The sequence below is a fragment of the Nonomuraea recticatena genome (assembly GCF_039533245.1).
In the GTDB taxonomy this organism is placed as follows: domain Bacteria; phylum Actinomycetota; class Actinomycetes; order Streptosporangiales; family Streptosporangiaceae; genus Nonomuraea; species Nonomuraea roseola.
The window spans coordinates 91,930-114,280 of sequence record NZ_BAAATE010000006.1; the positions used below are offsets into that span (position 1 = coordinate 91,930).

Consider the following 22,351-nt stretch of genomic DNA (forward strand, 5'->3'; position numbering starts at 1 on the left):
AGGAGGCGCCATGCGTCCCCTGTCCAGACTCGTCCTGACGGTCGTGACGTTCTCGCTGATCGGAGGGATGGCGACCCCCGCCATGAGTCACGACCTCCCCTCCGTGGGCCCGGAGGTGGAGACCCCCGCCCTGTTCGACGACGAGGCGGGGCACAACGCCAACGGCGACGACCCGGCGATCTGGCTGCACCCGTCCCAGTCCGGCAAGAGCGTGGTGATCACCACGGCGAAGGAGGGCGGCCTGTTCGTCTACGACCTCGACGGTCGGCAGCTCCAGCACTTCCCCGCCCCTGCGGCCCCCGGCCCCGACGACGAGCCGGGACGGTTCAACAACGTCGACGTCACCTACGGCTTCGGCGGGCGAGACCTCGCGGTCGTCTCCGATCGCGGGCGGGACATCCTCCGGATCTACGCCATCTCGGGCGGCCGTCTCACCGACGTGACCGACCCCGCGGCGCCGTTCGTGTTCAACGCCACCCAGCAGGAGGTCAACGAGGCGCAGACGGCCTACGGCCTGACCACGTGGAAGGACTCCACCGGCACCTACGCGCTGGTCAGCCGTCGCCACAAGACCTCGGTCGGCCTGGTCAAGCTCCTGCAGGGGCCAGGCGGCACGGTCGGCTACCAGCTGGTCAGGACGCTGGACCTGCCCGCGTCGTTCACCCTCCCGAACGGGCAGACCTGGACCCCCTGCATGGAGCCCGGCGAGCTGGCGCAGGTCGAGGGCATGGTCGTGGACCAGGAGAGGGACGTCCTCTACGCGGCGCAGGAGGACGTCGGCATCTGGCGCATGCGGGCGGACCTGACAGGAACCCCGGTGCTGATGGACAAGGTGCGGGAGTACGGCGTTCCCGGCAGCTACGACCCGGAGACCGAGGAGTGCACCCCCGGCGCCGACCCCGGCTACGGCGGCCGGCACCTGAGCGCGGACGCCGAGGGCCTCACGATCTACTACCGGGAGGACGGCAAGGGCTACCTGATGGCCTCCAGCCAGGGTGACGGCACCTTCGCCGTCTACCGCAGGGAGGGCTCCAACGCGTATCTCAAGCAGTTCAGGATCGGACAGGACGACGGCATCGACGGCGTCGAGAACAGCGACGGATCGGCCGTGCTGAACGTCCCCATGGGCGACTTCGACGAGGGTCTGTTCGTCGCGCACGACGGCGCCAACACGCCGGCCGTGCCCGACAGGGAGAACACGAACTTCAAGTTCACCGGCTGGGGTGACATCGCCGAAGAGCTCGACCTCGACGTGGACACCGACGGCTGGAACCCGCGCGACTGAGAACCGAGGCACAGCCCGGCGGCCAGGGCGCCCGTCAGCGGCGGCGCAGCGCACCCGCGCGCGCCCCCGCCAGGGTGAGCAGGGCCGCCCGCTCGGCGGTGATCTCGTCGACGGGGTCGCCGGTGACCAGCAGCCGGAAGTAGACGGGCGCGGCGAGGGCCTTGAGCAGTTCGGAGGGGTCGGTCCCCTCGGGCAGCTCGCCCCGCTCGACCGCGCGGGCGACCACCGGCTCGGCCCTGCTGAACCTGTCGTCGAAGACCTGCCGCCTCGCCTCGGCGACGCCGGGGACGTCCGCGGCTCCCGAGAACATCGCGGCCAGCAGGGCCCGGCCCTTCGGCGCCGTCATCATGCGCACCAGCGAGCGCGCGAGCTCTCGCAGATCGCTTTCGATCGACCCGGTGTCGGGGATGGGCACGTCCATCGCCGACAGATCGGCCAGGGCGTCGGCGACCAGGCTCTCCCTGTCCGCCCACCGCCGGTAGAGCGTCGTCTTGTGCACCCCGGCCCGCAGCGCGACGCCCTCGACGGTGAGCGCGGCGTAGCCCTTCTCCACCAGCTCGGCCAGCGTCGCCGCGTGCACGGCGTCACGCACTTTCGCGCCGCGCCCGACCTGCCGGGGACGGTGGGACTCAGAATCCATTGCAACTCCAAGTTGCGTTACAGCCGGACGGAATGCCACCATCAGGCTATCGCAACTTGGAGTTGCAAAAGGAGGGCTTTCTTATGCACGCACACATTCCCGACCAGTCAGGGCGGATCGCCGTGGTGACCGGCGCCAACAGCGGCATCGGCTACGTCACGGCCCGCGAGCTGGCCCGCCGCGGCGCCCACGTCGTGCTGGCCTGCCGCAGCCCCGAACGCGGGCGCGACGCGCTCGACCGCCTGCTCACCGAAGCGCCAGGCTCGCGGGCCGAGCTGCGCCGGCTCGACCTGTCCAGCCTGGAATCGGTCCGCTCCTTCGCCGCCGGGTGGGATCTGGGACGGCTCGACCTGCTGATCAACAACGCGGGCGTGGCGATGGTCCCCTTCTCCAGGACGGCCGACGGCTTCGAGACGCACTTCGGCGTCAACCATCTGGGCACGTTCGCGCTGACGGGGCTGCTGATGCCGTACCTTCTGGCCTCCGGGGAGGCCAGGGTGGTGACGGTCAGCAGCGAGGGACAGCGCTTCGCCAGGTTCGACCTGAGCAATCTCAACGCCGAGCGCGGCTACAGCGCGCCCTTCGCCTACGTGCAGTCCAAGAGGGCCAACCTCTACTTCGCCGTCGAGCTGCAGCGCAGGATGACGGCGGCGGGCCTGCCGCTGCGCAGCATGGCGGTCGCGCCGGGTCTCACCCGCACCAACGTCCTGACAGGAGGCGCCAACACCGGTCGCGGCGCGGTGTACCAGCGCCTCATCCGGCTGCTGGTCCGCCTGACCTTCCAGCCCACCGAGGGCGGCGCGCGCACCTCGCTGCACGCGGCGACCACCCGGGACCTGCCGGGCGGCAGCTACGTCGCCCCCGACGGCCTCCTCGAACTGAGGGGAGCGCCCACGATCCGTCAGGGGCACAGGGCGATCCACGACACCGTCACCGCGCGCCGCCTGTGGGAGCTGTCGGAGCGGCTCACCGGCGTCCGCTACGAGACGCCGACCGACACGGCGGCGTAGTCGCTCCGAAGAGCGCTCACCCTTGAGCGGAGCAGTTCACTCCGCGATCGATAGGATGACGGCATGAGCGCACCCGGGAACCGCGGCAGGCGTCAGGCCGAGGCCGAACGCAACGACCGCGCCCTTCTGCAGGCCGCGCGCGAGGTGCTCGCCGCCGACGGCGCCCATGCCTCGGTCGCCTCGATCGCCGCCAGGGCAGGCGTCGGGATCGGCAGCCTCTACCGCCGCTACCGCACCAAGGAGGAGCTCTTCCAGCGGCTGTCCGCGCTCTCGCTCGAGCACTGGAACGAGGCCGCCGAGCGCGGCCTGGCCGACGACGACCCCTGGCGCGGACTGAAGGGCTTCATCACGGCGTGCGTGGAGTTCGGCCAGGGATCGCTGTCGCCGGTCGCCGGCACCATCGAGGTCACCGAGCAGATGGCGGCGAGCAGCGCCAGAGGCGACGAGCTGCTGGCCGCGCTGGTCGCCAGGGCGCACGACGCGGGGGTCCTGCGGGCGGACGTCACCGCCGTCGACATCTCCCTGCTGATCGAGCAGCTCGGCACCTCTCCCCTGCTCGACCAGCTGCGCAAGCAGGGCCGCGACGACCTCGTCGGGGCGGCCATGGAGGCTCGCGCGCGGCTCGTGACCATCGCCTTGGACGGCCTGCGCGCCGTCCACACCGAGCCCCTGCCCGGCGGCGCGCCCAGCGGCGGGCTCTTCACCGAACGCTGGGCGCGCGCCCCCGAAAGCCCGGCCTGATCCTGGGCTTCGGCGCCATCCCCACCGACCGGCTCGACGAGGCCCTCGCCCGGCTGCGCGGCTGCCTGGCGGAGGTTCTGGGCCGGTCGCCGCGCTAACCGTCGTGATCGCGCCGAAGCGGGAAGGCGTCGAAGTGGATGACGACGTGCTCTCCCTCCTCGTCGTCGTCCAGCGCGTCGATCAGCTCCTTCACTCGCCTGCCCAGCTCGGCCAGGTGCTCGCGGTTGAGCCGCATCGACCGCCTGGTGTGCGTGGTGGCCTCGATCCAGTCCCGTGAGGCCTCGCGTGACTGCTCGACCCATCGCAGCAGCTCGGTGCTGCGCTGGCGGACGATGCCCGCCATCAGCACCTCCGCGGCCTCCGCCGTGGCGGGATCCTTCCTGAACTTGTCCGTGTCGGTGCTGAAGCCCGCGGCGCGCCACCACCGCTCCTTGCCCCTCGACTTCTCCGGCACCTCGACGATGAGACCGTGCTTGGCCAGCTGCCGCAGGTGGTAGCTGGTCACGCCGGTGTTCTCGTCGATCCGCGCGGCCAGCATCGTCGCGGTGGCCGCGCCGTGCTCCTCGAGCAGCTCGTACATCCGCATCCGCACCGGATGGGTGAACGCCTTCAGCGCCTGGGCGTCGAGTTCCCTCGTGGTCTTGCGTTCCACTGTGTGCAGCCTTATCTTTGCAAAGAAATCTATGCACAACTTCCTATGCAAAAGGATAGTCCGTGGGCCGCTCCTTCCGATACCTGCTCGCCGCCGCCACCTCCGCCAATCTCGCCGACGGCATGCTGCTGGCAGGGGCTCCGCTGCTGGCCATCACGCTGACCCGCGACCCCGCGCTCGTCTCGCTGGTGGGCGTCGCCACCACGCTGCCGTGGCTGCTGCTGGCGCTGCACGCGGGAGCGATCGCCGACCGGTCGGACCGCCGGCGGATCATGGTGCTCACCTCCTTCGTCAGGGCAGCGGCCCTGGCCGCCACGGCCGCCGCCGTGGCCATGGACGCGCTGAGCATGCCGCTGCTGGTGGCGATCCTGCTGGCGGCGGGGGCGTGCGAGGTGTTCAACGACACCTCGGCGCAGAGCATCGTGCCGATGACCGTCGGCAAGGAGTCCCTCGGAAGGGCCAACGGCCGCATCGTCGCCGCGCAGACGATCGGCAACAACTTCGTCGGGGGCCCTGCCGCCGCGCTCCTGGTGGGCGTGGCGCCGATGGCCGTCTTCGGCGCGCCCGCCCTGCTCTACACCGCCGCCGGGCTGCTCCTGCTGGGCATGCGCGGCGCCTTCACCCCTGCGAAGGTCTCCACCGCGCCCCTGCGCGCCGACATCGCCACCGGCCTGCGGTACCTGCTGCGCCACCGGACGGTCCGCGACCTGGCCATCGGAGCCGGCGTGCTGAACCTGTGCAACGCGGCCTACTTCGCGGTGTTCGTGCTGTGGGCGGTCGGCGAGGAGTCCGCGATCGGCATGACCTCGGGACAGTACGGCGTCGTCATGGCGGTCCTGGCGGCAGGCGCCGTCACCGGCTCCCTGCTCGCCAACCCGCTCGCGGACCTGTTCGGCGAGAACAGGACGCTTCTCACGGTCTGCACGCTCAACAGCCTGACGCTGCTGGTGCCCGTCCTGGTCCCCGTGGTCCCCGCCGTCTACGTGACGGCGGCCCTGCTCGGCGTCTCCGGCGCGGCGACCAACGTGCTGATCGTCTCGCTGCGCCAGCGCATCATCCCCGGGGAACTGCTCGGCCGCGTCAACGCCGCCTATCGCCTGATCGGGATGGGCGGCCAGCCGGTCGGCGCGGCGCTCGGCGGCGTCGTCGGCGGCCTGGCGGGGCTGCAGGTCGTCTTCGTCGGCGCCGTGGTGATGTGCCTGGCGGTCATGCCCCTTGTCTCCAGGGCCCTTGCCCGCAAGGCCGTACCTGTGGCTGTCTGAGTGACATGGCCGAGCGAACCCGCTTACTGAAGTCAGGCGAGTCGATGAACCCGGGCGACAGGCTCCTGTCGCGCAAGAGCGCGCAGGGCTGGCGCGAGTTCAAGCTGGAATACCAGAAGGACGGCAACCTCGTCCTGTACGACCAGGGCACGCTGCCCAGCGACAAGAACGGCACTCCGCTGTGGGCCACCGACCACTGGGTGCCGGGCGGCAAGCTCACCATGGACCGCAAGCGCTCACTCATGGTCGCCAACGCCCAGGGCGTGGTCTGGCCCGAGCCCGCCTTCCGCCACCCCGAGGGCTCCAGCCTGGTCCTGCACGACGACGGCAACCTGGTCGTCTACGGCCCCGACGGCAGGCCCGTCTGGTCGCCGTGCACCGGCACGGAGATCAGGCAGGCCTCCTACAACAGGATCAGAAGCTTCGAGTCCATCGAGCACGGCTTCCCGATCCGCTCCCCCAACGGCGTGCACACCATGGAGATCACCGACAAGGGCGTGCTGACCATCTCCGAGCAGGGCGTCCCCAGGCGCAGGGCCAGGATGACCACCCCTCGGCCCGGCAGCGTCTGCCTGCTCCAGCCCGAGGGCGCGCTGGTGGTCTACCGCAGCGCCCGTGACCGCAGACGCCACCTGATCTCCTTCAGATCCGGTACGGCAGGCGGCCAGGGAAGCGAGCTCATCCTGCGCGACGACGGCAACGCCGTCCTGCTCGACCCGTCCGGAAAAGTGATCTGGGACTCCGACTCGGTCTTTCTACCGCTCTGACCTGCATCCCCATAAACACGCCCATATCTAGATCAGCCGAGGCGGCATATCCTTCGCGATCATTTGACATGATTACCCCTAGCGACGAGGGGATGACATGCGGGAGATCGGCGGACGGTACCGGCTGGGCGAGCAGGCCGGCCGGGGCGGGATGGGCGTGGTCTGGCGCGCGTTCGACCAGCTTCTCCACCGCGAGGTGGCGTTGAAGGAGCTGACGCTGGTCGGCGAGGCCGAGGCGGTGCGCAGGCGCGTGCTGCGCGAGGCCAGGCTGGCGGCACGGCTGACCCATCCCAGCATCGTCACCGTCCACGACCTCGTCGAGGAGCAGGGGCGGCTCTGGATCGTCATGGAGTTCCTGGAGGGCCTGTCCCTGCACGACCTGCTCTCCCAGGTCGGCACCCTGCCCGACACCTCGGTCGCCGGCCTCGGCCGCCACCTCCTCGGCGCCCTGCGCCACGCCCACAAGTCGGGCGTGCTGCACCGCGACGTCAAGCCCGCCAACGTGATGCTGACCGGCGACAGGGTGGTGCTGACCGACTTCGGCATCGCCACCGCCGAGGCCGACCTGACCTCCACCCGCTCGGGCGGACTGCGCGGCACCCCCGCCTTCATGGCGCCCGAACGCCTGTCGGGCGGTATCGCGACCAAGGAGGGCGACATGTGGTCCTTCGGCGCGACGCTCTACAGCGCGGTCGAGGGGCGCCCGCCCTACCCCGGCAAGGACGCGGCGAGCGTGCTCGACCTGTACCGCCAGGGCGGCTTCCCCAGGCCGCGCAGGGCGGGGATGCTGCGGCCGATCATCGAGGGGCTGCTGCACCACGACCCCGCGCGCCGTCCCTCGCCGCAGCAGGCTGCGGGGATGCTGGCCAGCGTCCGCTCGGCCGGCACCTACCAGGAGGCCATCTGAGGCGCGGCTAGCAGTCGCACCCGCAGCCCTCGCAGCAGCAGCCGTCACCGCAGCACGAGCAGCACTCACCGCAGTTGCTGCAGTTGCCGCAGGCGTCGCAGCCGCTGCAGTCGAAGCGCGAGCAGCAGCTCTTGTCGTGCTCCTCGTCCCATTCCGGGCGGTAGATGCCGCAGGTGCAGCAGCTCAGCGACGTGCACGCCAGCGACAGAAGCCCTCCGGGATCGGCGGGCCGCTTCGTGGTGCGCTCGGGGCTTTCCTGCTCGCTCTGCGCGAAGGCCCGGCTGACGGCGTGGCCGAGCTCTCGCACCAGCAGCGCCCTGGTCAGGGCGCGCCGCTCCAGGTCCAGTTCGTCCACGGCCATGCGCAGCCCGAGCAGCGCGTCGTCGCAGCGGCGCCTGGCGGTCGCCAGGTCTGTCCCGGTGGCCGTGAGAGGGTTGTAGGCGCCCGCCGCCCGGTCGCGGGGCAGATCCTCCACCGCGTCGAGCAGGTGGGCCAGGCGGCCGAAGAAGCGGCCCGCCTCCTCCAGCGCCGGCCGGTTGTGAGGCTTGCCCGCCAGCGTCGCGGTGTACCCGAACGCGGCGGCGACCGCCTCCTCGGTGGGCGCGGTCAGCTCCAGCAGGCCTAAGCCGGGCAGGCGTTCCAGCCTGGCCTGCTCCTCCACCGCGCGGGTGAGCGGGGCGGGGTCGAAGCCGAGCTCCTGCGCCGTACGGCCTCCGGCGCTCGACCATCGCGTGGCCACGCGCTCGGCCGCCGCCGCGACCAGGCGCCGGCGGTAGAGGCCGTCGCCGTCCGCGACGTGGTCTCGCGCCTTGCCCGCTGCCAGGACCAGCGAGACCGACGCGGCCAGCCGTACGCCCTGGTCCTGGACGACGTCGGCGCCCCTGAAACCGCGCAGCGCGCACGCGGCCGCGCGCCTGCGGGGCGCGGCGGAGGGGGTCTGCGCCTCGGTCAGGACCGAGACCAGCAGACCGTCGTAGTTGGTGACGAGCCTGGACAGGTGGCCGTGCTCGTCGCGCAGCGCCAGGCACAGGCCGCACAGATGGGCCATCCACTCGCTGAACAGCCCGCCGCACAGCGCGTGACGGCACGGCCTGACGATTCCGAACACCGCGCTCTAGTCCTTACGGCGCTCGGCCTCGGCGGCGTCCATGGCGGCGGCCTCCTCGGGCGTGGGCGCGGTGCCGCCGAGATGGGCCGGCTGCCACCACACGCCCTGCGGGATCTCGGGATAGGTGCGCTGCGCCCTGTCGAGCAGGCCGGACACCCTGGTGTGCAGCTCGCTGGTCAGCTCGCCCATGTCGTCGCCGCGCTTGGGGTGGAGCGGCTCGCCCACCAGGATCGTGATCGGCACGTGCCGCTGGGTGAGCTGCTTGGGCCTGCCCTTGGTCCACAGCCGCTGGCTGCCCCACAGCGCCATGGGGATCAGCGGCACCTTGGTGGCCTGCGCCATGCGGATGGCGCCGTTCTTGATGTCCTTGACCGTGAACGACCTGCTGATCGTCGCCTCGGCGAACACGCCGATGACCTCACCCGCCTTCAGCATGCGCAGGGCGGTGGCGTAGGAGCCCGCGCCGGCGCCGCGGTCGACGGGGATGTGGTGCATGCCGCGCATGAGCGGACCGGAGATCCGGTGCTTGAAGACCTCCTCCTTCGCCATGAAGCGCACCAGCCGCTTGGACGGCAGCGCGCCCAGACCGGCGAAGATGAAGTCGAGATAGCTGATGTGATTGCTGACCAGCACGGCTCCGCCTGAGCGCGGAATGTGCTCGGTCCCTTCCATATGGAAGCGGTAGTCCATGATCCGGAAGAGGGTCCGTGCGGTGGCGATCACCGGCGGGTACACGATCTCAGCCATGTGCAGAAGGTAACGCACTCGTCGAGCGCTCAGAACAGGAGGAACTCCTCGCCCTCGGGCTCGGCCCTGACCACGGACGGCCGTCGGAGATCTCCACCGGGCCCGCGCCGGCGTCGGCGAGCCTGCCGGCCGTCCACCGGAGCGGGCGGACATCCGCATGTCTGGACAATGCCGAGATGTCCAGGTCAGGATTGCGGTATTCGGGGCGCTTGCGCGCGCATGAGGGCGTAGACAGGGAAGGGGTCGGCGTTGATCGCGGGCCTGGAAGCCCAGATCGCTTGTTCCGATGGGAAAACGGGCAGGAGCATGCGCATGAAGAAGCTCATCAACGACGCCGGGTCCGTGGTCGCCGATGCGCTGACAGGTCTGGCCGCGGCCCATCCCGCCCTGCGGGTGGACGTGGAGGCGCGGGTGGTCTGGCGCGCCGACGCGCCCCGCGTGGGCAAGGTGGCACTGGTGTCGGGGGGCGGCTCGGGTCACGAGCCGCTGCACGCGGGTTTCGTGGGGTACGGCATGCTCGACGCCGCCTGCCCAGGAGAGATCTTCACCTCCCCCGTGCCCGACCAGGTCGTGGCGGCGACCGAACGGGTCGACGGAGGAGCGGGCGTGCTCCACGTCATCAAGAACTACACCGGCGACGTCATGAACTTCGAGCTGGCCGCCGAGCTGTGCGCCGAACAGGGCATGGCGGTGGCGAGCGTGCTGGTCGACGACGACGTGGCCGTCCAGGACTCCCTCTACACGGCGGGGCGCAGGGGCACCGGCGCGACGCTGTTCGTGGAGAAGATCGCCGGAGCGGTGGCGGAGGCGGGCGCGCCGCTGGCGGAGGCGACCAGGGTGGCGGGGGCGGTGGTGGCGCGCAGCCGTTCGTTCGGCATCGCGCTGACCTCCTGCGCCGTGCCCGCAGCGGGCAAGCCCACGTTCGACCTTCCCGAGACGGAGGTCGAGCTGGGCATCGGCATCCATGGCGAGCCAGGCCGCACCCGCGCGCCCCTCGCCTCCGCCCGTGACCTGGTGGCCGTCGCCATGGACGCCGTCCACGGGGACCTGCCGCTGGCCGGTGATCTGCTGGTCATGGTGAACGGCATGGGCGGCACCCCGCTCATCGAGCTGTACGTCGCCTTCGCCGAGGTCGAGGCCTACATCAGGGGGAAGGGAGCGCGCGTGGCCAGGTCGCTGGTCGGCAACTATGTGACGAGCCTGGACATGCAGGGCTTCTCCGTCACCGTGTGCCGGCTCGACGACGAGCTCACCGAGCTCTGGGACGCGCCCGTGCAGACCCCCTCGCTGCGCTGGGGGCGGTGAATGGACGTCACGTTCTTCACCGCGTGGATCCAGGAGATCATCCGCGTGCTGTCGATCAACCGCGACCTGCTGACCAGGCTCGACGCCGCGATCGGCGACGCCGACCACGGCACCAACCTCGACCGCGGTTTCACCTCGGTGCGGCAGGCGCTCTCCGACACCCCGCCCGACACCCCCGGACAGCTGCTCACGCTCGTGGGCAACACGCTGATCCGCAGGGTCGGCGGCGCTTCGGGCCCGCTGTACGGCTCGCTGTTCCGCCAGCTCGGCAAGTCCCTCGGCGACGCTCCAGAGGTGTCGCTCGACGACCTGGCCGCCGCTTTCGCCACGGCGCTGGAGTCGGTGACGCGCCTGGGCAAGGCCGCCGAGGGGGACAAGACGATGGTCGACGCGCTCGCCCCCGCGGCGCGCACGCTGTCGTCGGCCGCCCGCGAGGGACTCAAACCAGGCGAGGCGCTCGGTAGGGCGGCGGCCGCCGCGGCCGAGGGCGCCAAGGCGACGATCCCGCTGCAGGCCCGCAAGGGCAGGGCGAGCTATCTCGGCCCGCGCAGCATCGGGCACGAGGACCCGGGCGCCGCCTCCGCCTCCCTCATCCTGTCGGCCCTGCACCCATGACCACGACGCCCGGCGGGGCAGGCGGAAGCGGGGTGGTGGGGGTCGTGCTGGTGTCGCACAGCGCCGCCCTCGCTGGTGAGGCGGCCCGCCTCGCCCTCGAGATCGCCGGGGCCGGCGCCAGGGTGGCGGCGGCGGGCGGCACCGAGGACGGCGCCCTCGGCACCAGCGTCGACCTCGTCGAGCGGGCGATCGCGGAGGTGGACCAGGGCGCGGGCGTGATCCTCATCCCCGACCTGGGCAGCTCTGTGCTGACCGCCCGCCTGCTGGAGGAGCCAGGGCAGGTGGTGCTCGCCGACGTGCCGTTCGTCGAGGGCGCGGTCGCGGCCGCCGTCACCGCCGCCACGGGCGCGCCGCTGGAGCGGGTGCTGGCCTCCGCGGAGGAGGCGCGCGGCTATCGCAAGGTGTAGGCGGCCCGCGCCACGTCAGTGACCCCTGAAGGCCTCCTCCAGCCACCAGGAGCCGCGCCCGCCTCCCACCTTGGCGTGCACCAGCAGCGGCCTGTCCCTCGGCCCCGCCAGCCACGAGGCCACCGCGTCCAGGTCGGCCCGCTGCGTCACCGTCACCGCGGCGCAGCCGTACCCGCGGGCGATCCGCGCCAGATCCGCTGGAGGGAAGGTGACGGTGTCCAGCGGGTGCCCCGAGGGCCCGAAGTGGTGCACCTCCGCCCCGTAGGCCTCGTCGTCGTAGACGACGATCACCATCGGCAGGCCGAGCCGCACCACGGTCTCCAGCTCGGCGATCCCCATCAGCGCGCCGCCGTCGCCGAGCGCCGCGACGGGCAGCCTGTCGGGCAGCGCCACGGCCGCGCCGATCGCGCTGGCCAGGCCGAGCCCGACCGACTGGAAGGCCTGCGTGAAGCAGAAGCCACGCTCGTCGGGCACGTCCAGGAACATCGCCGGATAGCCCATGAAGTTGCCCGAGTCGGTGGCGACGACGCGGGCGGGCGGCAGCAGGTCGTCCAGGGCGATGGTGAGCGTCCTGGGGTCGATCCTGCCCTCCCCCGTCTCCTCCTCGTACGGCACGTCGCGCCACCGCACCTGCGCCGCGATGCGCCCGGCCAGCTCAGGCGTGCGGTACCCCTGGGCGGGCGGGCCTTCGAGGGCGGCCTCGACCGCTCGCGCCACCCACGCGGTGTCTCCGACGACGCCCAGCTCGACCGGCCGGTGCGCGCCGATGGCAGCGGGGTCGAGATCCACCTGGACGAGCCTGGTGTGCCGACCGATCAGCCTGCCGTGCCTGGTCGTCCACATGTTGAGTGCGCAGCCCCAGCCGACCAGCACGTCCGCGCCGGCGATCAGCTCGGCGGCCAGCGGGGAGGAGAAGCCTCCGCTGACGTCGAGGTTCCATGGGCTGCCCCTGAACAGGCCCTTGGCGACCGCCGAGGTGGCCAGCAGCGCTCCCGCCCTGTCGGCGAGGGCGCGGAGCTCGTCGCCCGCGTGCCTGGCGCCGCGTCCGGCCACGAACACCGGCCGCCGCGCGCCTTCGAGCAGCCGCGCCAGCCGTACGGCGTCGGCGCCGGGCGCGGGCCCCACCACGGGGACGGACGAGGCGAGGCGGGCGCTCTCGACGACGAGTCGCCACACCTCGCTCCACACCTCGCCCTCGCCCGCGACCTCGTTCTGCACGTCGAGAGGCAGGTTGAGCAGCACGGTCGCGCCGGCGCGGGCGGCGCGGAAGGCCCCGACGGCGTCCTCGACGGCGGTCGCGGCCGAGCCGACCCTGAGCGCGACCGCGCCCACGGCCCGCGCCATCGCGTCCTGGTCGATGTGGAAGTTGGAGCGCGCCTGCGTCGCCTCCCCCGCCAGCACGATCAGCGGCGTGCGGCTCTTGGCGGCCTCGGCCAGGCCGGTCATCGCGTTGGTCAGCCCGGGGCCCTGGTGCACGGACACGACACCGACCTTGCCGCTCATGCGAGCGTAGGCGTCGGCCATGGTGGCGGCGCCGCCCTCGTGGCGGGCGGCGACGTACCGCGCGCCGTTCGCCACGAGGGCGTTGGTGACGTGGAAGTTGCCGCTGCCCACCACGCCGAAGACCGTCTCGACGCCGAGCTCGGCCAGCACCCGCCCGACCAGCGTGGCGACGTTCACCGTTCGACCAGGGCCAGCACCCTCACCGGACTGCCCGAGCCGCCCACGATGGGCAGCGGAGGGGCGAGCACGACCGCGCCCGTGGGCGGCAGCTGGGCGAGGTTGCGCAGCTGGGTCAGGCCGTACTTGCCGGCTCCCAGCAGGAAGGAGTGGCAGGGGAAGGCCGGGTCGAAGGAGTGCGCCGCGCCCGCGTCCGTGCCGACGGTCTCCACGCCGACGCCCATGATGGGCCTCTCCTCGGCCAGCCAGCGCGCGCACTCGACGGAGATTCCCGGCGAGTGGCCCTGGTTGAGGAAGTCGGCGGCGTCGTCCGACCTGGCGTCCCAGCCGGTGCGGTAGAGCAGCCAGCCGCCCTCGGGCAGCGCCCCGTTGACCCGCTCCCACTCGCGTACGTGCTCGATCTGGAGCAGGAAGTCGGGGTCCTCGGCCGCCTCGGCGGAGTAGTCGAGCACGACGGCGGGGGCGATCAGGCTCCGCACGGGGACCTGGGAGACGTCCTGGCCCTCGCGGGCGGTCACCCAGTGGACCGGCGCGTCGAAGTGGGTGCCCGTGTGCTCGGAGGTGTGGATGTCGTTCCAGTACCACGCGGGGCCGCGGTCGTCGTAGCGGCTGATCTCCTCCAGGCGGAAGGGGGAGGCGTTCCCGAACGGCTCGGGCAGCTGGAGGATCGGCGTCCGGTCGGACAGCGGCGCGGTCAGGTCGATGATCTCGACGCCGCCGGCGCGGACGCTTGCCAGGAGACTTCTCAGGATCGACATGGACGCATCATCGCATTGACATCGCGAGACTCCTTGATGAAACATCTGGTGTTTCGCGACAGATGTGACGTATGGGGGTCGAACGTGACGGGTGCGACATGCGGCGTGAGGACGTAGCGCGTGCCGGCCGAACTGCACAAGCATCACCGTGACGTCACCGGGGGCTGGCTGCGCCCCGCCGTCTTCGGCGTGATGGACGGGCTGGTCTCCAACGCCGCGCTGCTGGCAGGCGTGGTGGGCGGCGGCGCCTCCCCCACGGCCGTCGCGGTCACGGGCCTCGCGGGCCTGGCTGCGGGGGCCTTCTCGATGGCGACGGGCGAGTACACCTCCGTCGCCTCCCAGCGCGAGCTGACCATGGCCGAGATCGCCGTGGAGCGCAGGGAGATCGCCCGCAACCCGGAGGCGGAGGAGCGCGAGCTCGCCCTGGTCTACGAGTCGCGAGGGCTGACCCCCGAGCTGGCCAGGCAGGTGGCGGGCCAGCTGCACAGGGACGGCGAGGTGGCCTGGCGGGTGCACGCCCGCGAGGAGCTCGGCGTCGACCCCGACGACCTGCCCTCCCCTTGGGTGGCGGCGGGCTCGTCGTTCCTGGCCTTCGCCGTCGGGGCGCTGATCCCCGTCCTGCCGTTCCTGCTCGGCTTCTCCTCGGTGGTGGTGGCGATCGTGCTCACCGGGCTGGCGCTGTTCGGCACGGGAGCGCTGGTCGCCAGGCTGACCACCAGGTCGCCGCTGTTCGGCGGCGCCCGCCAGCTGGCGCTCGGCGCCGCGGCGGCGGCCGTCACCTACGGCATCGGCACCCTGGTGGGCGCGGCGATCTCCTGACCCGTGGCTCCCCTTCGGGGCTTCAGCCCATCACGTCTCGGGAAAGGGGATGGTCCCGGTGTGACCGAGTCTCATGCCCACTCGGTGACTCGGAAGACTGAGAGCATGTCATGTGAGCGAGGATCGGCCTGGTCGGTGTACGGATAGAAGGAAGCTTCGACGCCTACCCAGCCACGCCATCCACCGTTGTCGTCAATGATCTGCAGCAATGGGTAGACGTGGGAGTTGCCCTTGTGGCATTCGCTGCCCTTCGCGAGGCAACTGCACCAGTGCCAGTGGGTGTCGCGACGGTCCTCGCTGCTCAGTGCCTGAATGTAGCTCTGCAGACTGTGATCTTTGTCGTAGGGGGCCGGGCAGTTGCAGTTGTTCGTCGCCGGGGTCTTGTAGGCCAGGCACCACGTGCTGGTGGTGCACCGGATGAACTCGCTCATGTTCCAGTTCTTCTTGACGTCCTTGACGTCTCCCTTGGCCGCGCGATGGTAGGTCATGGTGAGCGCCGCGTCAGACTTCGACACCGTCTCCATCGCCCGTCTTGTCGTGAGACCGGCGTTGCTGCCGTACCCGTAACCGTGTGTGAGCTTGTTGGAGTACTTGAAGGTCAGACGTGCGTACGTTCCGCCGGGGGCACTGTCGACCCACCATTCCTCGGTGCGCCAGGCGGTCTGATCCCAGTCGATGTTGACGTATTGGCGTCCGGCGGTGTCAGCGTGCAAGGCGAAAGACCCGGTCCTGGCCTCGGGCGCGGGGGACAAGAACCCTGCGACGGTCTTTATCTCACACGGTCTGACAGTGTCCTTGGTGCCCGAGCAACTTCCCTTCGGAATGGTGCCCGTGCCGACGCGACTGGCTGGCGCGTTCTGACTCCATGCCCAGGTGTCGCTGCGCACTCTCCCGTTGGCAGTGAACTTGTAGGTGCCCAGTCGCACCCAGTTACTCCCGGATTTCGAGCTCAGCGATCCGAACGAGACGACGTAGTTCGCCTTCTTTCCCGGCAGCGTCGCGGCGCTTGCCGGGCTTGCTGAGCCGATCAACGCCGCTACCAACAGCAGTACGAACCCAACGAACCGCATCCGAAGCTCCCTCACATGATCATTGGAGGGGGATCCTAGGGCGCGGCGGTATATCGCCGGTATATCGCGTTCGTCGACACCGCGAGGGAACACTGCGGTGACGCAGAGGTGAGTATGGGGAAAAGCGCGGAGCTCACTTGCTTCCCTCGATGATCGCTGGCATCGGTGTCCCGTCGGGCTGCCAGGTTTCCAGAAAGGATGGCTGGCGGCTCAGATCCACCAGTTCGATGTGGGCACCGATGGAGTCGAGGTGGTGGTAGGCGAACGAGCGGCCGTAGGGGCATCCGGAGAAGGTTTCGGGGAAGCCGCTGCCGGTCAGCCTGGTGGTGCCGGCGGCGAGGTCGGAGGTCCAGTATCCGAGGTGGTGGAATCGTGGCCGGGTGGTGTCGCCCCAGGGCCCGCCGGCAGGAGCTTGGATGAGCTCGATGAATGCGGGGCCGTCGGCGGAGAAGACGATGTGGTAGTCCCATTCCCCGATCTGTCCTTGGGCGGGTTCCCGCCAGGTGATGGCAGCGGCGCTGGCGAGGTCGCGCATCGCCGCCTGCAGATCGGGCACGGTGAAGCAGATGTGGTAGTAGTTGATCGTCGCGCTCCTTACAGCGGCGCAGGTCGAGGGTAGGAACTGCTACTTGTGCTTGAAGTAGACGAACAGGCGGCCGTGGTTCTTGGCGTCCTTGTCGATGCGGTGGTAGAGCGCCTTGATCTCCTTCTGGTCGAGGAAGCGCAGCACCTTCTTCTTCAGCTGCCCGCTGCCCTTCCCCGGGATGATCTCCACCTCTGTGGCCTTCGTCCTGATCGCCTCGTCGATGATGCCGCGAAGCGCGCGGTCGATCTGGTCGCCCTTGTTGTAGATGTCGTGCAGGTCGAGCTTGAGTTTCACTGTCTCACCCATGGTTTGCAGCCCCCGCTCTGGAAGGCCTTGTCGGTTGCCTCGATCGTGACCGTGGCGGGTCCTGAGGGCAGGCCACTGGTGATCACCTCGCTCGGGTCTCCCCCCGTGCCCTTCAGTCTGGCCCAGTAGCACAGCGGCATGCCCGGAGAGGGGCCGTCGGTCCTGTAAGTGCCGGGCTGGATGTCGGTGCCCACCACCTGGATGCCGATGCCGGGAGGCAGCCCGCCCTCGGGCGGCTGCCCGCCGGAAGGCTGCCCGGCCGAAGGCTCACCCGCGGGAGGACTCGTCGCAGGAGTCGCGCTGCCGAGCGGCGGCTGGCTCGCGTCGGACGGCTGGCTCGCCTGCCCCGTGGGGGCGCCCTCCTCCGGCGCGCTCTCCGTGGGGCTCTCCATGGTCACCGTCATCTCGGGCGGCGAGTACGGCGAAGCCGTCGTCGGCTCCGCCGAGCCCAGGCCGGTGAGGAAGCCGATGAGGAAGCCCACGATCGCCGCAAGCCCCGAGGCCAGCAGGATCAGCGTGGGGCTGCTCGACGCGCGCGGTGGCGGGGGGTGGCCGTACGTCACGGGGACAAGCGTGCCATGTCCCCCGCCTCCGGTCAGCGGTGCAGATAGTCGACGAGTGACGCCTTCTCGGTCTCGAGCTCCTCGATGGCGCTCTTCACCACGTCCCCGATGCTGACGATGCCCACCAGGCGGCCGGAGTCGATCACGGGCACGTGCCTGATGCGGTGCGTCGTCATCGTCCTGCGCAGGTCGTCGACGTTGGCGTCGGGCGCGCAGGTGCGCACCTCGGACGTCATGATCTCCGCGACTGTGGCGTCGAGGACGCCCGCGCCCCTGTCGTTGAGCTTGCGCACCACGTCGCGCTCCGACACGATGCCGGCGATCGTCGAGCCGTCGTCGGAGACGACGACCGCGCCGATGTTGTGCTCGGCGAGACTGGCCAGCAGCTCCCGCACGGTGGCGTCAGGGCGAACCGTCGCCACTTCCGATCCCTTGTTCCGCAGGATCGTCCCGATCAGCATGGACCACCACCTTGGCTATAGGTACATGTGACCTGCCCTTCTCATGCGGGGCCCAATCACGAGCGGCACGGATTTTCCGGTTAGTGTGCTGGAGGACGCGAGAGCCGTACCATGTGAAATACCACCACCTAGTCCAGGGATCCGCATGTCCGAGAAGCTCAACACCGGCAGCCACGACCTGCCCATCACCGACGCGCTGGCCGCCTTCATGGAGACAGGCTGGGCCGATACCAGGGACACCGGCCTGGAAGCGCTGTCCGTCGCACCCTGGACGGCCAAGCGGCGCGCGGCGCTGGCCGCCCGCTTCCCCGGCGAGCGGCTGGTGATCCCCTCGGGCTCGCTGAAGGCGCGCAGCAACGACAGCGACTACCGCTTCAGGACGCACAGCGCCTTCGCCTACCTGACGGGCGACACCGAGCCCGACGACGTGCTGGTGATCGAGCCGAGCGGGGAGGCGGTGCTCTACCTGCGCCCGCGCTCGCCGCGCGCGGGCAGCCAGGAGTTCTACCGCGACAGGCGCTACGGCGAGTTCTGGGTGGGCCGCCGTCCGGACCTGGACGAGGCGCAGCAGCTCTACCGGATCGAGTGCGCGCACATCGGCAGGCTCTCGCTCGACGGGCCCGCGAGGGTGCTGCGCGGGGTGGACGCCTCCGTCGACGCCGCGGTCGAGCGCGGCCGGGGAGACGCGGAGCTCGAGACGTTCCTGTCGGAGATGCGGCTGCTCAAGGACGAATGGGAGGTCGCCGAGCTGCAGTTCGCCGTCGACGCGACCAGCAGAGGATTCGAGGACGTGGTGCGCGCCGTGCCGGAGGCGCTGGGCCAGGTGCGCGGCGAGCGCTACCTGGAGGGCGTCTTCGGGCTGCGGGCGCGGCTCGAGGGCAACGCGGTCGGCTACGACAGCATCGTCGCCTCCGGCGCGCACGCCAACGTGCTGCACTGGATCCGCAACGACGGCCGCCTGTCCTCGCGCGACCTGCTGCTCCTGGACGCCGGCATCGAGACCGACTCGCTCTACACCGCCGACATCACCAGGACGCTGCCGCTGTCGGGCCGGTTCAGCCCCGTGCAGCGGCAGGTGTACGAGCTGGTCTACGAGGCGCAGAGCGCGGCCATCGAGACGCTGAGGCCCGGCGCCCGCTTCCGCGACTTCCACCTCGCGGCGATGCGGGTGATCTGCGAGGGGCTGCACGCGTGGGGCGTGCTCAAGGACTCCCCCTCGTCACTGATGGAGAGCGGCCTCTACCGCCGCTACACCGTCTGCAGCAGCGGCCACATGCTCGGCCTCGACGTGCACGACTGCGCCAAGGCCAGGGCGGAGAGCTACCTGGACGGCGTGCTGGAGGAGGGCCAGGTGCTGACCGTCGAGCCCGGCCTCTACCTGCAGTCCGACGACCTCACGCTGCCCGAGGAGTTCCGCGGCATCGGCGTGCGGATCGAGGACGACCTGGTCATCACCTCCGACGGCGCCAGGCTCATGTCGGCGGGCCTGCCCCGCCACCCCGACGAGGTCGAGGGGTGGATGGCCGCGCTGCTGTCGAGCTGACACGAGCACTCCCCGCGTACGGTAGAGTTTGTTTCACGACGCGGGGTAGAGCAGCTCGGTAGCTCGTTGGGCTCATAACCCAAAGGTCGCAGGTTCAAATCCTGTCCCCGCTACTCGCGAGACCCGGCCGTCCATCTGGACGGCCGGGTCTTTTGTTTTTCCGGGGATCAGGCTGTCCGCGCAGGGCAGGACGGCCGGCTCGCACGCGCAGGAGTCCGGCGGCACCCAGGAGACACGAACGGCGACCGCCGGTGCACCGCCCGCATCCCTGGCACACCCATGCCGGCGAGCTTTCACCTCCAGGTCACAGGGCCGTCACATTCTGTGGCTGGCTGACAACCTGTGAGCTGCGTCTCATACCTTTTCCTCAAATTCGCTGGGAAGCATCGACTTACTGGACTACCCGTCAGTAAGGTGACTGATCCATAGTCGAGCCTTACGAGGTGGTCATGGCGCTGACCGGGTACGTGGGCCGTAAGGCCGGAAGCGTGCTGGGCCAGGTGGGCGAGCTGTTCGTGATCGTCCTCGAGGGCCTGCGCCGTACCTGGGACATCAGGACCTGGTGGTGGGAGTTCGTCGCCCAGTGCTGGTTCCTGGCCCGCGTGACCAGCGTCCCCGTGCTCCTGGTCTCCCTGCCCCTCGGCGCCACCGTGGCCCTGCAGGTGGGCGAGCTGGCCTGGCAGCTCGGCGCCTCCTCGGCGACGGGCAGCGCGGTCTTCGTGGGCCTGGTGCGCGAGGTCGCGCCGATGGCCAGCGCGCTGCTCATCGCGGGCGCGGGCGGCAGCGCGATGACCTCCGACATCGGCGCCCGCCACATCCGCGACGAACTGGCCGCGATGGAGGTCATGGCGGTCAACCCGATCCACCGCCTGGTCACCCCGCGCATGTGGGCGGCCAGCACGGTGGCGGTGTGCCTGGCCCCGCTGGTGATCGTGGCGGGCGCGGCGGGCGGCTACTTCTTCAACGTGATCATCCAGGGCGTCACCCCCGGGGCCTACTTCGACGGCGCGCTGTCGCTGGTGGTGACCACGGACCTCATCGTGACGCTGTTCAAGGCGTGGATCTTCGGCTTCATCGCCGCGGCCGTCTCCTGCTACATGGGCATGACCTGCGCCACCAGCCCCGTGGGCGTGGGCCGCGCGGTGAACAAGGCCACCGTCGTGACGTTCATGCTGGTCTTCGCGATGAACTACGTGATCACCGCGATCTACTTCCTCGCCTTCCCGCCGAAGGTGCTGTGATGGCCACCCGTACGGCGGGCCTCAGGCTGGCGGGGGCGGGCAGGGAGTGGGGCGAGCGCTTCGCGGGCCTCGCCGACTGGCCGCTGTTCATCTGGAAGGTGCTGTTCTACTCCGTCCGCGACGTCATCCTGCGGCTGAAGTACTTCAAGGTCGTCATGCGGCAGGTCAGCGACGTCGTCGTCGGCGTGGGCGCGACCGTCGTGGGCGGCGGCATGATCTTCGTGGTGTTCACGATGGCCTTCGTCGTGGGCGCGACCGTGGGCCTGCAGGGCTACCAGGGCCTGCAGGCGATCGGCGCCGAGTCGTTCATGGGCCTGGTCGGCAGCTTCGCCAACGTCCGCGAGATCACGCCGATCATCGCCGCCGTCGCGCTGGCGGCGCAGGTCGGCTCGTCCTTCACCGCCGAGCTCGGCGCGATGCGCATCTCGGAGGAGATCGACGCGCTGGAGGTGATGGGCATCAACGCCTTCACCTACCTCATCTGCACCCGGGTGGTGGCCGCGCTCATCGCGCTGCTGCCGATCTACCTGATCGCGCTGTTCGCCAGCTTCTTCGCCACCAGGCTGATGTGCACGATGCTGTTCGGGATGGCGCCGGGCGTCTACGACTACTACTTCTACATCGGCCTGCCGGTCAGCGACATCGTCTACAGCGTGATCAAGGTCGCGGTCTTCGCCTTCGTGGTCATCGTCATCCACTGTTACTACGGCTTCTACGCCACCGGCGGTCCCGTCGGCGTGGGTGTGGCCGCGGGGCGCGCGATCCGCCAGTCGATCGTCACGATCGTCCTGCTCAACCTGCTGCTGTCGTTCCTGTTCTGGGGGGACGGCAGCGGCGTGAAGCTGACGGGGTGAGGCGTGGGCCGTAACGAGCTGTCCCTTCCTGTCCGCATGGCCGTCGCGCTGGCCGTCGTGCTGCTGCTGGTCGCCACCGGCTTCTTCCTCGTGCGCAGCGTCACCGAGGTGAGCGGCACCAGGATCCAGGCGGTGTTCGACAGGGCGGGCCAGGGCCTGGACGCCAACTCCCCCGTCAAGATCCGCGGCATCACCGTGGGCGACGTGTCGGAGGTGGGCCTCGACCCCCGGGGCAGAGCGGTCATCACCATGCACATCCAGCCGGGTGTGCGGCTGCCGCAGACGACGGTCGCCTCCATCGAGCCGACCTCGGTGTTCGGGCCCAAGTTCATCGACCTGCGGCCGGGCTCGGGCGAGGCGCGCGGCCCCTACCTCGGGGCGGGCGCGATCATCACCGACACCGAGGAGGCGCTGGACCTGTCCGACTCGCTCGGCGCCGCCTACAGGGGCCTGGACGCGGTGGACCCGCGCGAGGTCACCGTCATCGTGCACACGATCGCCAAGGGGCTGGAGGGCAGGGGCGCCACGATGCGGGAGCTGATCGACGACGCCGGCACCGTGGTCGGGGTCGCGCACAGGCACCGCGAGCGCGCCAGGCGCTTCCTCGGCGACGCCGCCGCCCTGTCGGCCAGCCTCGCCGACAAGGGCGACGAGATCGTCTCGATCGCCTCCGACGTCAACACCATCACCCCCGACCTGCTCGAACGGGCCGAGAAGGTGCGCGTCCTGCTCGACCAGATCACTGACATCTCCGAGCTGAGCGCCCACGGTCTGCGCAAGCACCGCCACAACCTGCGGGAGGGCGTGCACTCGGCCGAGCGGGTGGCCGCGCTCATCTACGCGCAGCTGGGCCTGGCGGGCGACGGCGTGCGCGGGGTGACCAAGCTGGTCGACCTGCTCAACAAGCTCATCGAGACCCCAGGACCCGACGGCAGCCGCCAGCTGCAGGTCGAGGCGTTCGTCGCGACCGACATCTGCGAGCTCATCGTCGGCGCCTGCGGCCCCACCGACGGGAGGAGATGAG

The 22,351-nt window shown here is 70.5% G+C and carries 25 protein-coding genes and 1 tRNA gene; 15 read left to right on the plus strand and 11 right to left on the minus strand.

Translation table 11 applies throughout. The annotated features are described in order from the left end of the window. Nucleotides 1-10: 10 nt before the first annotated feature. Nucleotides 11-1,285: a phytase gene (locus ABFX50_RS14490; protein ID WP_346146671.1), complete on the plus strand. Its 1,275-nt coding sequence runs from the start codon at nt 11-13 to the stop codon at nt 1,283-1,285. Between the two features lie 34 nt (nt 1,286-1,319). On the opposite strand, the gene ABFX50_RS14495 is transcribed toward ABFX50_RS14490, so the two are convergent. Further along, entirely contained in the window at nt 1,320-1,925 is a 606-nt protein-coding gene (locus ABFX50_RS14495; protein ID WP_346146673.1) for a TetR/AcrR family transcriptional regulator, read from the minus strand. A gap of 83 nt (nt 1,926-2,008) precedes the next feature. On the opposite strand from ABFX50_RS14495, the gene ABFX50_RS14500 reads away from it, so the two are divergent. Together ABFX50_RS14500 and ABFX50_RS14505 are read left to right on the plus strand one after the other, a co-directional pair. Then, nucleotides 2,009-2,935, plus strand: coding sequence for an oxidoreductase (locus ABFX50_RS14500; RefSeq protein ID WP_346146675.1), 927 nt, complete (start codon nt 2,009-2,011; stop codon nt 2,933-2,935). A 63-nt stretch (nt 2,936-2,998) separates the two neighbouring features. Then, nucleotides 2,999-3,676: a TetR/AcrR family transcriptional regulator gene (locus tag ABFX50_RS14505; RefSeq protein WP_346146677.1), complete on the plus strand. Its 678-nt coding sequence runs from the start codon at nt 2,999-3,001 to the stop codon at nt 3,674-3,676. Between the two features lie 94 nt (nt 3,677-3,770). Here the strand turns inward: ABFX50_RS14505 and ABFX50_RS14510 are convergent, their stop codons facing one another. After that, nucleotides 3,771-4,328 (minus strand): helix-turn-helix domain-containing protein, encoded by a 558-nt coding sequence (locus ABFX50_RS14510; RefSeq protein ID WP_346146679.1) that lies wholly within the window; start codon nt 4,326-4,328, stop codon nt 3,771-3,773. A 62-nt stretch (nt 4,329-4,390) separates the two neighbouring features. Between ABFX50_RS14510 and ABFX50_RS14515 the strand changes: the two genes are divergently transcribed. From ABFX50_RS14515 to ABFX50_RS14525, 3 genes are all read left to right on the plus strand, one after another. Next, the gene (locus ABFX50_RS14515; RefSeq protein WP_346146681.1) at nt 4,391-5,590 is read left to right on the plus strand and encodes an MFS transporter; all 1,200 of its coding nucleotides are present in this window, start codon (nt 4,391-4,393) and stop codon (nt 5,588-5,590) included. A gap of 5 nt (nt 5,591-5,595) precedes the next feature. After that, entirely contained in the window at nt 5,596-6,357 is a 762-nt protein-coding gene (locus ABFX50_RS14520) for a hypothetical protein (protein WP_346146683.1), read from the plus strand. Nucleotides 6,358-6,454: 97 nt separating this feature from the next. Next, nucleotides 6,455-7,264 (plus strand): serine/threonine-protein kinase, encoded by an 810-nt coding sequence (locus ABFX50_RS14525; protein WP_183659340.1) that lies wholly within the window; start codon nt 6,455-6,457, stop codon nt 7,262-7,264. Nucleotides 7,265-7,271: 7 nt separating this feature from the next. Here the strand turns inward: ABFX50_RS14525 and ABFX50_RS14530 are convergent, their stop codons facing one another. Both ABFX50_RS14530 and ABFX50_RS14535 read right to left on the minus strand, forming a co-directional pair. Next, the gene (locus ABFX50_RS14530) at nt 7,272-8,372 is read right to left on the minus strand and encodes a DUF5685 family protein (protein WP_346146685.1); all 1,101 of its coding nucleotides are present in this window, start codon (nt 8,370-8,372) and stop codon (nt 7,272-7,274) included. 6 nt (nt 8,373-8,378) lie between these two features. Then, the gene (locus tag ABFX50_RS14535; protein WP_346146687.1) at nt 8,379-9,119 is read right to left on the minus strand and encodes a lysophospholipid acyltransferase family protein; all 741 of its coding nucleotides are present in this window, start codon (nt 9,117-9,119) and stop codon (nt 8,379-8,381) included. Between the two features lie 312 nt (nt 9,120-9,431). Between ABFX50_RS14535 and dhaK the strand changes: the two genes are divergently transcribed. From dhaK to ABFX50_RS14550, 3 genes are read left to right on the plus strand one after another with little or no spacing between them, the layout of a single operon-like run. Further along, nucleotides 9,432-10,424 carry a dihydroxyacetone kinase subunit DhaK gene (dhaK, locus tag ABFX50_RS14540; protein WP_346146689.1) on the plus strand — a complete coding sequence of 331 codons (993 nt, stop codon included), beginning with the start codon at nt 9,432-9,434 and terminating at the stop codon, nt 10,422-10,424. Continuing rightward, the gene (gene dhaL / locus ABFX50_RS14545; RefSeq protein ID WP_346146691.1) at nt 10,425-11,039 is read left to right on the plus strand and encodes a dihydroxyacetone kinase subunit DhaL; all 615 of its coding nucleotides are present in this window, start codon (nt 10,425-10,427) and stop codon (nt 11,037-11,039) included. Then, complete coding sequence (locus ABFX50_RS14550) at nt 11,036-11,446, plus strand: PTS-dependent dihydroxyacetone kinase phosphotransferase subunit DhaM (RefSeq protein ID WP_346146693.1); 411 nt, start codon at nt 11,036-11,038, stop codon at nt 11,444-11,446. The genes dhaL and ABFX50_RS14550 overlap by 4 nt, the downstream gene beginning before the upstream one ends. Before the next feature lie 15 nt (nt 11,447-11,461). Here the strand turns inward: ABFX50_RS14550 and ABFX50_RS14555 are convergent, their stop codons facing one another. Both ABFX50_RS14555 and ABFX50_RS14560 read right to left on the minus strand, forming a co-directional pair. After that, nucleotides 11,462-13,126: a thiamine pyrophosphate-binding protein gene (locus tag ABFX50_RS14555; RefSeq protein WP_346146695.1), complete on the minus strand. Its 1,665-nt coding sequence runs from the start codon at nt 13,124-13,126 to the stop codon at nt 11,462-11,464. After that, a complete protein-coding gene (locus ABFX50_RS14560) occupies nt 13,123-13,884 on the minus strand; it encodes a cyclase family protein (RefSeq protein WP_346146697.1) in 762 nt (253 codons plus the stop codon). Before ABFX50_RS14560 ends, ABFX50_RS14555 begins: the two co-directional genes overlap by 4 nt. Nucleotides 13,885-14,004: 120 nt before the next feature. Between ABFX50_RS14560 and ABFX50_RS14565 the strand changes: the two genes are divergently transcribed. Continuing rightward, on the plus strand, nt 14,005-14,703 hold the full coding sequence (locus tag ABFX50_RS14565) for a VIT1/CCC1 transporter family protein (RefSeq protein ID WP_346146699.1): 699 nt from the start codon (nt 14,005-14,007) through the stop codon (nt 14,701-14,703). A gap of 71 nt (nt 14,704-14,774) precedes the next feature. Here the strand turns inward: ABFX50_RS14565 and ABFX50_RS14570 are convergent, their stop codons facing one another. From ABFX50_RS14570 to ABFX50_RS14590, 5 genes are all read right to left on the minus strand, one after another. Then, on the minus strand, nt 14,775-15,773 hold the full coding sequence (locus tag ABFX50_RS14570; protein ID WP_346146701.1) for a hypothetical protein: 999 nt from the start codon (nt 15,771-15,773) through the stop codon (nt 14,775-14,777). 133 nt (nt 15,774-15,906) lie between these two features. After that, on the minus strand, nt 15,907-16,356 hold the full coding sequence (locus ABFX50_RS14575; RefSeq protein ID WP_346147070.1) for a VOC family protein: 450 nt from the start codon (nt 16,354-16,356) through the stop codon (nt 15,907-15,909). Nucleotides 16,357-16,398: 42 nt separating this feature from the next. Further along, complete coding sequence (locus ABFX50_RS14580; RefSeq protein ID WP_183659324.1) at nt 16,399-16,653, minus strand: Smr/MutS family protein; 255 nt, start codon at nt 16,651-16,653, stop codon at nt 16,399-16,401. Continuing rightward, nucleotides 16,650-17,228, minus strand: coding sequence for an Rv1352/Rv1906c domain-containing protein (locus ABFX50_RS14585; RefSeq protein ID WP_346146704.1), 579 nt, complete (start codon nt 17,226-17,228; stop codon nt 16,650-16,652). Before ABFX50_RS14585 ends, ABFX50_RS14580 begins: the two co-directional genes overlap by 4 nt. Nucleotides 17,229-17,260: 32 nt before the next feature. Then, nucleotides 17,261-17,689 carry a CBS domain-containing protein gene (locus ABFX50_RS14590; protein WP_183659321.1) on the minus strand — a complete coding sequence of 143 codons (429 nt, stop codon included), beginning with the start codon at nt 17,687-17,689 and terminating at the stop codon, nt 17,261-17,263. 145 nt (nt 17,690-17,834) lie between these two features. On the opposite strand from ABFX50_RS14590, the gene ABFX50_RS14595 reads away from it, so the two are divergent. The 5 genes from ABFX50_RS14595 (at nt 17,835) to ABFX50_RS14615 (ending at nt 22,350) form a co-directional block, all read left to right on the plus strand. Further along, nucleotides 17,835-19,232 carry an aminopeptidase P family protein gene (locus tag ABFX50_RS14595; RefSeq protein ID WP_346146706.1) on the plus strand — a complete coding sequence of 466 codons (1,398 nt, stop codon included), beginning with the start codon at nt 17,835-17,837 and terminating at the stop codon, nt 19,230-19,232. A gap of 39 nt (nt 19,233-19,271) precedes the next feature. Continuing rightward, nucleotides 19,272-19,345, plus strand: a tRNA-Met gene (locus ABFX50_RS14600). Nucleotides 19,346-19,681: 336 nt separating this feature from the next. Continuing rightward, the gene (locus ABFX50_RS14605) at nt 19,682-20,473 is read left to right on the plus strand and encodes an MlaE family ABC transporter permease (RefSeq protein ID WP_346146708.1); all 792 of its coding nucleotides are present in this window, start codon (nt 19,682-19,684) and stop codon (nt 20,471-20,473) included. Next, the gene (locus tag ABFX50_RS14610; protein WP_183659313.1) at nt 20,473-21,327 is read left to right on the plus strand and encodes an ABC transporter permease; all 855 of its coding nucleotides are present in this window, start codon (nt 20,473-20,475) and stop codon (nt 21,325-21,327) included. The genes ABFX50_RS14605 and ABFX50_RS14610 overlap by 1 nt, the downstream gene beginning before the upstream one ends. Before the next feature lie 3 nt (nt 21,328-21,330). After that, on the plus strand, nt 21,331-22,350 hold the full coding sequence (locus ABFX50_RS14615; protein ID WP_346146711.1) for an MlaD family protein: 1,020 nt from the start codon (nt 21,331-21,333) through the stop codon (nt 22,348-22,350). The last annotated feature ends 1 nt before the right edge of the window (nt 22,351 follow it).